The sequence below is a fragment of the Kosakonia oryzae genome, from assembly GCF_001658025.2.
GTDB classification, from domain to species: domain Bacteria; phylum Pseudomonadota; class Gammaproteobacteria; order Enterobacterales; family Enterobacteriaceae; genus Kosakonia; species Kosakonia oryzae.
In genome coordinates this window covers 1,053,832-1,065,928 of record NZ_CP014007.2, presented here as the reverse complement: position 1 = coordinate 1,065,928, position 12,097 = coordinate 1,053,832, and the positions used below count along the sequence as shown (strand labels likewise).

The window sequence follows — 12,097 nt, the reverse complement described above, 5'->3', positions numbered from 1 at the left end:
TCGGGGGCATTTTCTTAACCGGAGCAGGAAGATGAATCAGGAGACGAATCCACAACGCAACTGCACGCGTAAACAGCAGATCATTGAAGCGGCAAAAGCATGTTTCAGCGAGCACGGCTTTCACGGGTGCAGTATGGCTGAGTTGTTCAGCCGCTCAGGTTATGGTGCCGGCCAGCTTTATCGTGATTTTCACAGTAAAGAGGCGCTGATTAATGAGGTGGTGAAAAGTGTCGCCGCCGAATGGCGGGCATTTTTATTTCGCCAGCTACGGCCTGATACGACGCTGAGCGATCTTCTTAATATCGAATCCGCTTTCTGGTCCGGCTGGAGTCAGCGCGAACATGCGTTATTGCTGGAGAGTTATTCGGAAGCATCCAGAAATGAACAGGTGCGAAAAATATTAACTGACGAAGAAGAACAGACCATTAATTATCTGGCCGGAAACAGCGAGATCCTGAATGGCGAAACGCAGCAACCCTTTAGCCGGGCGCAAATTCGTCTGCTGCTGACTATTATCGATGGCTTTATTTGTCGGGTGGTTTACGATCAACAACTCAATGAAAATGAGCTGGTGCGTCTTAATACGCTGATTTTTGGCAATCAGCCGAATGCCTGAAAGAAACGGATTTATTTCGCGTGTAGCAGCTTATTTACAATTGCATTAATCATCTGGCGTAATTCGTCATCGACGACATAACCTTTTCTGCCGCACTGCACAATGACGCCATCCAGCAGCAGGGTGGTGACATAATGGCGGGTACGAAAAATCGACTCATTCATCGCCGGATGTTGCTGCTTTTCGCGCCGGACAATATCATCCTGCAGGGCGTTGTGCGCCTCCGCCACCAGCTTTTTGTAGCGCGTATTACGGGTCGCAGCGGAGGCGATATCCATCAACATAAAGATATTATCCTGTAAATCAGCAAAAAAATCCGACCTCTGGAATATATCCAGCGGCTGATTCTCATCACGCGCGGGTTTGTCATCGAGGTGACTTTTCATATTATTAACAATATCGCGTACCAGCGCTTCAATGATGCTTTCCTTATTTTCAAAATAGCGGTAGATAAGCCCGGTACTGACATTAGCGCAGGCCGCGATATTTTTAATGGAGGCATTATGGAAGCCTTTTTCTATCATGCAGGTTCTGGCGGCGTGGAGTATAAGATCGTGACGATTCATTGTCTGGCTCCGAAAATAAGCACCATCATATAATGAAATGTTAATAACACCAAGCCAGCGCAAAACAGAACAAAGAAATTACGACCGTCATCACGCAAATAATCAGCAACGAGAAAATAAATTAACGAAGCGCAACGCGCTCCGTGTCATTATTCAAAATCCGCGTGCCGGTTAAACATACTATTGCTGGACTCGCCAAGCTGCGCCATTAGTTCAAGAATAATCGCGTCACAGGTAATGAAACAGAGCTGCTCGAAAGCGGAACCCATCGGCTGGGAAAAAGCGCCTTCAACGCGCGCATGCTCTGTTTTTGCCGTGCCCGGTAAGACCAGTACGCAGTTTGCCAGGCGGCCAATGGAAGAGTCGGCGTTCAGGGTAATCAGCGCCACATCCACCCCGCTGTCCACCGCTTTTTGCGCCAGACTTTTCAGGCTGCCGGTTTCGCCGCTGCCGGAACCGATAATCAATAAATCCCCCGGTTTGCTGTGCGGCGAAGAAATTTCCCCCACCACGCTGACGGAAAAACCAAGGTGTAAAAGTCGGTTGGCGAAACCACGGATAGCAATGCCGCTTCGCCCGGCACCCTGCAAAAAGATATGGCCCGCTTTTCTGATATGCGCGATAAGCTGCCCGGCCTGCGCGTCATCAATACTCTGCGCGTTTTGCGCCAGCTCATTTAAAATACTGCGGATGTTTTGCTGCACGCCCATTTTCTTTTCTCCTGAAGCCGTTGCTATACCTCAACCCGAGACAAGAGCATACCGGGATCTGCGCAGAAGATAAGCAGCAGAGCGTAAAATATTCCGCTGCCGTGATGCCGCTGCGGTTATTTGTCTGCCTCAGCATACTGCAACAGAAAGGGAAATATCTTAATTAAAAATAGAAAATACACTTAATCTTTAAAAAAAGACGCAGACACAAATACAAAAATCCTCTTCAAAAAAAGCCACAACCTATATTTACGGCACCAGACAAGAAACACATACAATAATTCATGGTGATAACACCATCTTATTTTTCACCGATCCATACCCTTTTTCGGATTCTATGTTCTTAATTCAATCCAGAGATCGTGTAAATTCCAGAGTCGTTAGAAAAATAACCGGGAATAGCGTGCAAACTGAATGATTACTGCGCCTGTTACTACCGGGATGAATAATTATTTCTTAGGGACACCTGCCGAAAGGAATGGAAGCATTATTGATGGATATTAAAAAAACTACCTCGGGATTATTGATACTGACGCAGCTATTACCCGTCTGGCATCCGCTGGCACACGCTGCTCTGCCAACGCCCTCTTTAACCACTGACAGCCAAAACAACACAGAAAACCGTTTTTCTGCTGCAACGATGGCCACCGGCACAGCACTGCAAGCGGATGACCAGTCAGAAGCATTGAAAAACCTGGCGCTGGGCCATGTTTCTGGCGCAGCCAACAGTGAAGTGCAGGCCTGGCTCTCGCAGTTCGGTACCGCTCGCGTGCAACTGAACGTTGATACCAAAGGGAACTGGGGCGATAGCGCGTTAGATTTTTTGCTGCCGCTCTATGACGGCCCGAAGAATATTCTGTTTGCGCAGCTCGGATATCGTGCGCCGGAGGGGCGGCAAACCGGCAACCTGGGGCTCGGATGGCGAACGCTTCACGGCAGTTGGATGTACGGCGCTAACCTGTTTCTGGATAACGACTTCACCGGCAGCAACCGCCGCGTGGGTTTCGGGGCTGAAGCCTGGACCGACTATCTGCGGCTGAGCGCGAACACCTATTTCGGCCTCACCGGCTGGCATCAGTCCCGCGATTTCGCTAATTACGATGAACGCCCGGCGGATGGCTGGGACATTCGCGCCGAAGCCTGGCTGCCTGATTATCCGCAGTTGGGCGGCCGTCTGGTGTATGAGCAGTATCGTGGGAGCAACGTGGCGCTGGTTGATAAGAACAACCGGCAAAATAACCCGCGCGCGATTACGGCAGGGCTGAACTGGACGCCCGTGCCACTGCTGACGGCAGGGGTGGATTATCAGACAGGCAGCGGCATCAACGATACCCGCTTCTCGCTGATGTTACGTTATCGACCGGGCGTTTCGCTGCGCGAGCAGCTTAACCCGGATGCAGTGGGTATCATGCGTAGCCTGGCCGGAAGCCGTCACGATCTGGTCGAGCGTAACAATGCAATTGTGCTTGATTACCGTAAGCGGGAGATGATTACGCTGGCGCTACCGGCCAGACAAAGCGGCAACGCCGGTGACACGATCGCACTGGACGCCATCGTCACCGCAAAACACGGGGTGAAACGCGTCGAGTGGGATGCGCCGGAACTGCTGGCCGCTGGCGGTAAAATTAACGTGACGGGCACGACCACGGCCACCGTTGTTCTCCCACCGTGGCAGAGCGGCAACAACACCTGGCCCATTCGCGCCGTGGCCTGGGATAACCAGGGCAACAAATCAAACCGTGCCAGCACAGAGGTAACGGTGAACCCGCCTGTCGCCACCATCCAGGGCAGCGATCTTATCGTTACCCGCGATAATGCGCTGGCCGATGGCATCGCCACCAACGCCGTGAAGGCAAAAGTGACCGATGGTAACGGTAACCCGCTCGCCGGGCAGACCGTCACGTTTAGCGCCGATAATGGGGCGAAAATCATCACGCTCAGCGCAACAACTGACGCCGACGGGGTTGTAGAGACAACGCTGACCAGCACCCAGCCGGGAAGCGCCATCGTCACCGCTTCACTGGCCAGTGGCGCGGCAACGTCTGTCAAAACCACCTTCACGTCGTCGACCAGCGCGATGCTGAACAACATGACGGTCACGCGCAATAATGCACTGGCCGATGGTAACTCAGCCAACGCTGTGCAGGTGGAAGTGACAGATGGTAACGGCAATCCTCTTGCCGGAGAAAGCGTGACCTTCACTGCCAACAATGGCGCGCAGGTCACGACGATGACCGGAACAACGGGGGCTGACGGGCTGGCCAGGGCCACGCTGACCAATATCACCGCAGGAACCACGACGGTGACGGCGGCGTTAAGCAATGGCACCACAACATCGGTGGATACCCATTTTACGCCGGTGATCAGCTTTATCCTGAGCGACATGACCGTAACGCGTAATAATGCGCTGGCCGATGGCAGCGACAAAAACAGCGTGCGGATAGTGGTCACCGACAACAACGGTAAGCCGCAGGCTGGCCAGAAGGTTACCCTCACGGCAAATAATGGCGCAGTGGTTTCAACATCAACCGCGACCACCGACAGCAATGGCATCGTCACTGTCGATCTGACCAGCCTGCAGGACGGCACCAGTACGGTGACGGCAACGCTGGACAACGGCACCAGCCGCCAGATCGATGTGGAGTTCGAATCCCGTATAACGCGGGCGCAGGTTAACCTGATGACCACCAAAGACAATGCATTGCGAGATGGCATGGATAAGGACGAAGTGGAAGCCACCGTGCTGGATATCAAAGGAAATCCAATCGCTGGCGTTAACATCACTTTTAAAACCCAGGATACGCTCAGCCAGGTGTTGAGCACTCAGGCGACGACCGATGCCAATGGTAAAGCCAGAACAGAAGTGGTCTCGCTTGCGGCGATAAAAAATACGGTTATCGCTTCTCTGGATAATGGTAACGAAGCGACAAGCACGGTGAATTTCCTCATGCTGCAAAGCATGTTCAGGATGGTCACGGATTATTCCCCGGCTAACGGCGTGGATCAGAACGTCTTTACGGTGAGGCTGATTCGCCCCGATAACGGGCAACCTGTCGCCGGTCAGACGCTAACCCTGAGCACCACGGATCCGATGACCTTGTCGACAACCCAGACCATGACGGATGCTAACGGAACGGCAACCATCAGCGCGACCAGTACCGTTGCTTCCGGTACAGCGGGCTTCAGCGTTCGGGTCAGCAATGTTGCCTGTTGCAGCATCACTTATGATGGTATTCACTTCAACTAACCGCAGCGCATCCGGTAAGAGTGGAAAACGCCTTACCGGTTAACGCTCCCCCAGGTGACGGACAACATGGCGTTGGTCCGTCACTTTTTTTTGCCCCTGACACTGTCATTTTGACCGGATATGAACGCCAATTGACTGGATATGTTGCGGCCTGAAATCCGCCACGGGTTAACATATCGCTTTCCCGCGACGTGAAATGAGGATGCAGAGATGAAACTGTTCAGCCACAACTTCAGTAATGGTGATGTTATTCCCGGAAAAAACGCCTTCGCCGTGCCCGCCAGCGAGGGGCATATTACGCTGTCGCAGAATGCCAGCCCGCATCTTGCCTGGGATCAGGTCCCGGTGGGAACGAAATCACTGGCGCTGTTATGCCACGATCCGGATGTTCCTTCCCGCGGCGATGACGTTAATCAGGAGGGGCGCGTGGTTTCCAGCACGCTGCCACGCATCGATTTTTATCACTGGATTTTGCTGGATATTCCCGTCACGCAGCAGGAACTGGCAGAATCAGCTTTCTCTTCCGGCGTGACGCCAAAAGGAAAAACGCTCGCCAGCTTGCCAGCAGGTTATCGCCACGGCATAAACGACTATTCTCTGTGGTTTGCCAGCGATGCGCAGATGAGCGGCGACTATCATGGCTACGACGGCCCGTGCCCGCCGTGGAATGATGAAATCGTCCATCGTTACGTGTTTACGCTGTATGCGCTGGATGTGGCCAGCCTGCCGGTGGATGGCGCATTGACAGGACAAAATGTCCGTAAAGCCATAGAATCGGTGAATGTCCTGGCGCAAGCTGAATTGACCGGACTCTACTCGCTTAACCCGACGGTTCGTTAATCAAGGTTCCGCTATGCTTCAGCCCCCGATGGTAGAAATAGAATCGCATGAACTGCTGAATATTCAGCCCGTCGGGGATCTCCCCTTTTTTGCCCCCCGTTTAATTAATCGGGATAACCTCTGTTCACTCTCCCGGCCGCTGCTGCGCAATCGCCAGAGCACCAGCGATTTTTATTTTCCGCAGGCTACCCTGATTATTATTTTGTCGGGTTCGCTGGTTCTGCATACAGCTCATTCAACGCAAATTCTGACGCCGTCAACGAGTGCCTGTCTTATTGCACAAGATACCTGTATTGATATTGAAAAATATCCTGACAGTGACGGCCAGCCTTTCCAGTCATTATTTCTGACAATCTCGGCAAACGTCATTCGCGAGTTTGCCAGACGCTATACCGATGTTATTTCTCGCGTCAGTTCCGTTACTGAAATCGCCATTATTCCGTTGAAGAAAGCACTTATCGATTCGCTTTTTACTTTACAGACAAGCCTTAACCGGCCGGAACTTGATGATAATCGCCTGGCGTTACGGCTACTGGATCTGCTGTTGGTGCTGGCGGAGCACGGCCACTGTTTTTTACCGCTGGCAAAACGATCTGTCACCCTGCAACTGCGGGAATTATTGCAAAAAGCGCCGGAGCAACACTGGACGGCGAAAGAGGCGGGAAAACGGCTGGCGATGAGTGAATCAACATTAAGACGCCGACTGTCGAGTGAAAATTCTCGTTTCGAGACATTGCTGCTGGAAACACGAATGATGCATGCGATGTTTCTGCTGCAAACCACCGCCTTCACCCTGCAAGAGGTCGCAGAACAGTGCGGCTATCTCTCTTATGCAAGATTTGCGGAGCAGTTTAAAAAACGCTTTTCGATGCCGCCTTCCCGGGTGCGCTAACGTTTTTTCTTCCTGATCATATTATTTTTAAATGATATATCGGGCAAAAAGACGCGTTATTCCTCTTTTTTCGTTACCAGGCTGGGGGCTATTTCGGCAAGGTTTTTACGAAGTCATTCACTAAAAATCACAATTGAAAATAACGTGAAGCTAATTTTGTGCTGATGATCATATTTTTTAGACAAGATAATTTTTCTCGCACAAATTTATAAAATTAAAAATACACAGTTATTACACTCAAAATTCCGAATAACCCCCCTTGCCTAAGAATAAACATTATGAAACATATAAAAACAGTGGTGAAACAACCTGTAATATCTGCTTTATCCGGAGCCTTATTCCTTTGTATGCAGCCAAGCCTTGCCCATGCGGCGGACGCCTTTAGCGCCGATTCCCCGTGGATGTTTGGTGACTGGGGCGGAACCCGCACCGAGCTACAGAAGGAGGGTGTCGATTTCCAGGTGAATTACACCATGGAAGCCGCATCAAATCTGGCTGGCGGCTATAACACCTCAACGACAGCGCGCTACAGCGATCAGCAGGCGTTCGGCGTTAATCTCGATCTGCAAAAACTGCTTAACTGGCAGGATGCCGAGTTCCAGTTAACCATCACCAACCGTGACGGGCAGAATATTGCCGATCAGGTAGCCGATCCGCGCACCGGCATGCTCTCTTCCCCGCAGGAGGTGTATGGCCGCGGGCAGACCTGGCGTCTGACACAGTTCTGGCTACGTAAAGGTTTCTTTGATGATGTACTGGATGTGAAAGCCGGGCGCGTGACCGTTGGCGAAGATTTCGATAACTTCGACAGCAAGTTCCAGAACCTGGCGTTCGGCAGCGGCCAGGCGGGTAACTGGCGCGGCGATCACTGGTACAACTGGCCGGTTTCCCAGTGGGGCGGTCGCGTGCGCATTAACTTCACGCCGGAAGTCTTTATGCAGGTCGGTTTCTACAACCAGAACCCGTATAACTACGATCGCGGCGACGGTTTCCGTTTTGAATTCAACCCGACAGAAGGCAACCTGGTTCCGGTAGAACTGGGCTGGAAACCGCTGCTCGGCGCGGACAAACTGCCGGGGAACTACCGTCTTGGTTACTACTACTCCTCGACCAATGACAATGTTTATGGCTCATGGCGCGATGGCAGTTATCAGGATACCGCCCACTCTTACGGCGGCTATATCCTCGCCCAGCAACAACTGACCGCGCAGGGCGGCTCCAGCGATCGTGGTATTACGCTGACCGTTCAGGCGGTGATGAACGACCACAAAACGTCAAAAACCGACAATTATCAGTCGATTGCGCTGACGTGGAAAGGGCCGTTTGATGCACGTCCGCAGGATGAAATTGGTATCGGCGCAGGCCGTATCCATATCAACTCCTCCTATACCCGCCTGCTGGGCGACGAGAACCGCTTCAACGGCGAGACGGACTATAACAGCCTGGCCTATCTGCCGATTCAGGACGGCTCCGAGTACAACTACGAAATCTATTACAACATTCAGGCGACGAAATGGCTGCAAATTCGCCCGAACCTGCAATACATTTCCGCACCGGGCGCGGTCAGCCAGGTTGATGACGCCTTTGTTGGCGGCCTGACAGCGAACATCAGCTTCTGATCCCCCAAAAAGCAAAAATCCACGCTACGGCGTGGATTTTTTTGCGCTTAAGACAGAGAAGGCAATTTGCCCAACTGCATAAACAGCCCGAACCAGTCTTCCATATGCCAGGTTTTTGTCACGCGCTCACCGTTAAGTTCGTGCATCTCATGCAAACGGATGCGCACAAATTTCCCCGTCGCTTCCATGCCCATAAACGTCCCCTGATGCGTCCCGGTAATCTCCGCGCGAACGGCAATCTTACCGGGAAGCTGCATCAGATCCTGAACGACAATCTGCACATCGGGAAAAGCCGCGATAAAGCTTCTGATGATCGGTTTTAGCCCTTGCGGCCCGGCAGCCTGGCCGGGAGCCAGCGGAATGTCCTGCCAGTCTGGCGTCACCGCTTCATCGAGCAGATCGGGGTTTTGCAGGCTAAACGCCTGATAGATTTTTTCTACCGCCTCGCGCTCGCGCACAAGACGATTCGCCGTTTCATTATGGTCTGACATCACTACCTACCTCGCAGGCTGACGGTTTTGCATTGGCTTATTTGCCGTACGCCGCTAGTATCACATTCGCGATATCAATAAATAAAACAAATATAAGATATAGAGGAGTATTCGTTTTATGGATTTTAGAGGGCTTGATCTGAATCTTCTCGTCGCCTTTAACGCGTTGATGGAGGAGCAGAATGTCACCCGTGCCGCCGGTAAAGCGTCGGTCAGCCAGCCGGCAATGAGCGCCGCGCTTGCGCGTCTGCGCACCCATTTTGCCGATCCGCTGTTTATTCGTAGCGCCAGCGGATTACTGCCCACGGCAAGAGCCAAAGAGATCCATCTGCATGTCGGCCGCGCGCTGGACGAAATAGCCCATCTGCTGACGCCGGAAGAGGCGTTCAGTCCGCATAATCGAAGTGTGGCCTTCACGTTGGGTATGTCGGAATATCCGCTGATGGTGCTAATGCCGACGATTATGCGCACGCTCAGCCAGCAGGCGCCGGATGTCACGATCCATGTGCGCACTTTTGTCGATCGCGATCAGTCCGTGGCGATGCTTGATAGCGGCGAGGTCGATCTGGTCATCGGTATCGTGCCAACCCGGACGGAAAAACGCATTCTGTCGCAGCCATTGATCCGCGATGAGTTTGTCACCCTCGTTCGTCGCGACAGTGACGCCGCGCGTCACGGCATGACGCTGGAACGCTATCTCGCCATGAAGCACATTCTGGTCTCGCCCGAAGGCAATCACTACGGGCTGGTGGATGAGCAGCTCCGCAAGCAGGGGCTCAGCAGAATGGTGCGCCTGACGCTGCCCACGATGTCGGCCGTCTCGCGGATTATTGCGCGGACCAATTATGTCGCGACGGTACTTCGCCGCAGCGTGCTGGTGGATGAAGCCCATGACGATATTGTGCTGCTCAAGCCGCCGCTGGCACTGCCGGAGATTGCGTTTCATCTGCTGTGGCACCGCCGCTCGGATGGCGGTAATGCGCACCAATGGCTGCGGAAATTAATCCATGCGCAATTCAGCACGTGCGCTGAATGAATTGCCGCCGGTCACAACAAATCGCCCGACGGCTGGCGCAGAAGAGATTCTCTGCGCAGCAACCTCGATCTGACATATTGATAAACAGAAATAAAAACGCTCGCCCGAGAAAATGACTCCCTGTCGCCATAAGACAAAACGCATTATTTATATTTATCGCGATAAAAACTTATATTTATTTTTGAGATATTGATTGTTGATATTTAGCAAAGCAGTCATCGCGGGGCTGGCAAGCAATAATATAAGATATACTCTGATAAATAATTAAAAGATATATAAATGTAAAAATTATCATTTAAAAGCATGTCAAAGAACTGTCATAAAAAATACACATTCAATTGCTCGCAACTCTGGCGCTGCTTCGCCCCACAGCATTAAGTATTGAAGGCTTTATCGCCGCTCCCGTGGCCTTATTTATCTACTGGGCGCCAGGAAATTTTCTCTTCCGCCGGGCAAGCGCGCCGCTTTATGAACGTCTGCTGACAGGTTTTATTGCCGTTTACGGTCTGGTGGTACTGACGAAAGGATACATTTGAGAAATGATGACGACGTTGTATTCGCTTGCGCCGGTGATGTTCCTGATTGTTATGGGATTTGTATTGCGGGCCAAAAACCTGCTTGATCATCAGTTCTGGCTGCCCTGCGAAAAACTCAATTATTTCTGGCTGTTTCCGGCGCTGATGTTTTCTCAGGTGGCAACGGCAAGTCTGAATGATTTCCCGGTCAGGCCAATCGCATGGTCGATTCTGGGTGCCGTGGTGATTGCCGCGGTGTCACTCTGGTTGTGGCGGATATGGCGAAGCCAGCCGAGAACGGTGTTTTCTTCCGTTATTCAGGGCGCGCTGCGCCCTAACACCTATATTGGCGTTGCGGCGGCGGCGGCCACTTACGGCACTACCGGCTTGACGGTCACGTCTATCAGTATCGCCGTGGCTATTCCCCTGCTGAATGTTGCGTCTATCATCATCCTGATGCATTACGGGCAGGGGAAACGGCCAGGCGTATGGCAGATAATCAGGGCACTGGTACGTAATCCGGTGATTATCTCGGTGGTCGCGGGGCTGGCGTTTAATGTCAGTACGCTCAAACTCCCGGATGTGGTCGGCAATATTCTGCATATTCTCGGCGGCGCATCGCTGCCGCTGGGCTTACTGGCGGTGGGTGCAGGGCTCGATCTTAAAGCTGCGCGCTCGGCGCACGGGCCGGTATTACAGTCGTCGTTTGTGAAACTATTACTGGTACCGCTTATCACGCTGTTTATTGGCGTTGAATTGGGCATTTCCGGGCCGGTACTGGCCACCGTCGTCCTGTTTAATGCCCTGCCCTGTACGCCTTCCGCCTATATCATGACCAAACTTCTCGGCGGCGATCATCGGCTTTCTGCCGGAATTATTTCCGTGCAAACGGTGCTGGCGGCGGCGACCATTCCCTTTATTCTGATGCTGACCCAACTGTCACCGAACTGAGGGATAAATCCGCTTCATATCTGGCCCAGCGCTCTTCCAGCCACCGGGCGGCTTCCGGCTGCTTACGCAGCGCGGCCAGCCCACTTTCGCAAAGCGCGCTCGCCTGCTGATAAAGCTGCGGATGCCCGGCGGTTAATACGCTCAATAATCGCTTCATTTCCAGCAGATATTTGCGTGCAAACAGCGGATCGCGCTCGACTACCAAAGAGGCATTATCAATTAAATCGCAAAGTTTAATCGTCTGCGCCTCCGGGCACGCCCTGGCGCTGTGCAGCAAATTGGCGTTCTTACGCGCGATGCGTTCCCCGCCCGTACGGCGCGTGCGCACATCCGTCAGCATTTCAACATACTGTGCGACGAGTGGGCCAAACTCAGCCTCGATAACCTGCGGCGAAATATCCGTATCTTCCACCACATCATGCAGCCAGGCGGCAGCAATCATCTCCGCGGAAGGGGCAACGGACATTAATATCTGTACGACGGACGCCGGATGCACAATGTAAGGTTCACCGGTGAATTTCCGTGTCTGGCCCGCGCGTTCATGCGCCTGGGTAGCAAAGAGTTGTGCTTTACGCGTTAATTCCATTATTCCTCCTGAGCGAGGATCCATTATT

The 12,097-nt window shown here is 52.6% G+C and carries 12 protein-coding genes; 8 read left to right on the top strand and 4 right to left on the bottom strand.

The features are described 5' to 3' along the window. The first annotated feature begins 31 nt into the window (after nucleotides 1–31). Nucleotides 32–616 (top strand): TetR/AcrR family transcriptional regulator, encoded by a 585-nt coding sequence (locus AWR26_RS05180; protein WP_064564091.1) that lies wholly within the window; start codon nucleotides 32–34, stop codon nucleotides 614–616. 11 nt (nucleotides 617–627) lie between these two features. On the opposite strand, the gene AWR26_RS05175 is transcribed toward AWR26_RS05180, so the two are convergent. Continuing rightward, complete coding sequence (locus AWR26_RS05175) at nucleotides 628–1,182, bottom strand: TetR/AcrR family transcriptional regulator (RefSeq protein WP_082934076.1); 555 nt, start codon at nucleotides 1,180–1,182, stop codon at nucleotides 628–630. Nucleotides 1,183–1,331: 149 nt separating this feature from the next. Then, nucleotides 1,332–1,892, bottom strand: coding sequence for a 6-phospho-3-hexuloisomerase (gene hxlB, locus AWR26_RS05170; protein WP_064564087.1), 561 nt, complete (start codon nucleotides 1,890–1,892; stop codon nucleotides 1,332–1,334). A 493-nt stretch (nucleotides 1,893–2,385) separates the two neighbouring features. On the opposite strand from hxlB, the gene AWR26_RS05165 reads away from it, so the two are divergent. The 4 genes from AWR26_RS05165 to AWR26_RS05150 all read left to right on the top strand — a co-directional run bounded on the left by AWR26_RS05165 (nucleotide 2,386) and on the right by AWR26_RS05150 (nucleotide 8,490). Further along, the gene (locus AWR26_RS05165; RefSeq protein ID WP_064564085.1) at nucleotides 2,386–5,139 is read left to right on the top strand and encodes an inverse autotransporter beta domain-containing protein; all 2,754 of its coding nucleotides are present in this window, start codon (nucleotides 2,386–2,388) and stop codon (nucleotides 5,137–5,139) included. 210 nt (nucleotides 5,140–5,349) lie between these two features. Continuing rightward, nucleotides 5,350–5,979, top strand: coding sequence for a YbhB/YbcL family Raf kinase inhibitor-like protein (locus AWR26_RS05160; protein WP_064564083.1), 630 nt, complete (start codon nucleotides 5,350–5,352; stop codon nucleotides 5,977–5,979). 13 nt (nucleotides 5,980–5,992) lie between these two features. Then, nucleotides 5,993–6,871 carry a helix-turn-helix transcriptional regulator gene (locus AWR26_RS05155; RefSeq protein ID WP_082934074.1) on the top strand — a complete coding sequence of 293 codons (879 nt, stop codon included), beginning with the start codon at nucleotides 5,993–5,995 and terminating at the stop codon, nucleotides 6,869–6,871. Between the two features lie 347 nt (nucleotides 6,872–7,218). Beyond that, nucleotides 7,219–8,490 carry a carbohydrate porin gene (locus AWR26_RS05150; RefSeq protein WP_227122436.1) on the top strand — a complete coding sequence of 424 codons (1,272 nt, stop codon included), beginning with the start codon at nucleotides 7,219–7,221 and terminating at the stop codon, nucleotides 8,488–8,490. A 47-nt stretch (nucleotides 8,491–8,537) separates the two neighbouring features. On the opposite strand, the gene AWR26_RS05145 is transcribed toward AWR26_RS05150, so the two are convergent. Beyond that, nucleotides 8,538–8,981, bottom strand: a complete 444-nt coding sequence (locus AWR26_RS05145; protein WP_064564079.1) for an ester cyclase — start codon at nucleotides 8,979–8,981, stop codon at nucleotides 8,538–8,540. Nucleotides 8,982–9,099: 118 nt separating this feature from the next. On the opposite strand from AWR26_RS05145, the gene AWR26_RS05140 reads away from it, so the two are divergent. The 3 genes from AWR26_RS05140 (at nucleotide 9,100) to AWR26_RS05130 (ending at nucleotide 11,483) form a co-directional block, all read left to right on the top strand. After that, nucleotides 9,100–10,017 (top strand): LysR family transcriptional regulator, encoded by a 918-nt coding sequence (locus tag AWR26_RS05140; RefSeq protein ID WP_064564077.1) that lies wholly within the window; start codon nucleotides 9,100–9,102, stop codon nucleotides 10,015–10,017. Nucleotides 10,018–10,355: 338 nt separating this feature from the next. Next, nucleotides 10,356–10,553: a hypothetical protein gene (locus AWR26_RS05135; protein WP_064564075.1), complete on the top strand. Its 198-nt coding sequence runs from the start codon at nucleotides 10,356–10,358 to the stop codon at nucleotides 10,551–10,553. Between the two features lie 3 nt (nucleotides 10,554–10,556). Further along, entirely contained in the window at nucleotides 10,557–11,483 is a 927-nt protein-coding gene (locus AWR26_RS05130; protein ID WP_064564073.1) for an AEC family transporter, read from the top strand. Here the strand turns inward: AWR26_RS05130 and AWR26_RS05125 are convergent. Next, the gene (locus AWR26_RS05125) at nucleotides 11,449–12,069 is read right to left on the bottom strand and encodes an HD domain-containing protein (RefSeq protein ID WP_064564071.1); all 621 of its coding nucleotides are present in this window, start codon (nucleotides 12,067–12,069) and stop codon (nucleotides 11,449–11,451) included. The two genes, AWR26_RS05130 and AWR26_RS05125, sit on opposite strands and share 35 nt — an antisense overlap. Nucleotides 12,070–12,097: the final 28 nt, after the last annotated feature.

Coding starts and splice junctions, on each gene's coding strand:
- AWR26_RS05180 (WP_064564091.1), top strand. CDS start 32: ATGAATCAGGAGACGAATCCACAACGCAACTGCACGCGTAAACAGCAG.
- AWR26_RS05175 (WP_082934076.1), bottom strand. CDS start 1,182: ATGAATCGTCACGATCTTATACTCCACGCCGCCAGAACCTGCATGATA.
- hxlB (WP_064564087.1), bottom strand. CDS start 1,892: ATGGGCGTGCAGCAAAACATCCGCAGTATTTTAAATGAGCTGGCGCAA.
- AWR26_RS05165 (WP_064564085.1), top strand. CDS start 2,386: ATGGATATTAAAAAAACTACCTCGGGATTATTGATACTGACGCAGCTA.
- AWR26_RS05160 (WP_064564083.1), top strand. CDS start 5,350: ATGAAACTGTTCAGCCACAACTTCAGTAATGGTGATGTTATTCCCGGA.
- AWR26_RS05155 (WP_082934074.1), top strand. CDS start 5,993: ATGCTTCAGCCCCCGATGGTAGAAATAGAATCGCATGAACTGCTGAAT.
- AWR26_RS05150 (WP_227122436.1), top strand. CDS start 7,219: ATGCAGCCAAGCCTTGCCCATGCGGCGGACGCCTTTAGCGCCGATTCC.
- AWR26_RS05145 (WP_064564079.1), bottom strand. CDS start 8,981: ATGTCAGACCATAATGAAACGGCGAATCGTCTTGTGCGCGAGCGCGAG.
- AWR26_RS05140 (WP_064564077.1), top strand. CDS start 9,100: ATGGATTTTAGAGGGCTTGATCTGAATCTTCTCGTCGCCTTTAACGCG.
- AWR26_RS05130 (WP_064564073.1), top strand. CDS start 10,557: ATGATGACGACGTTGTATTCGCTTGCGCCGGTGATGTTCCTGATTGTT.
- AWR26_RS05125 (WP_064564071.1), bottom strand. CDS start 12,069: ATGGAATTAACGCGTAAAGCACAACTCTTTGCTACCCAGGCGCATGAA.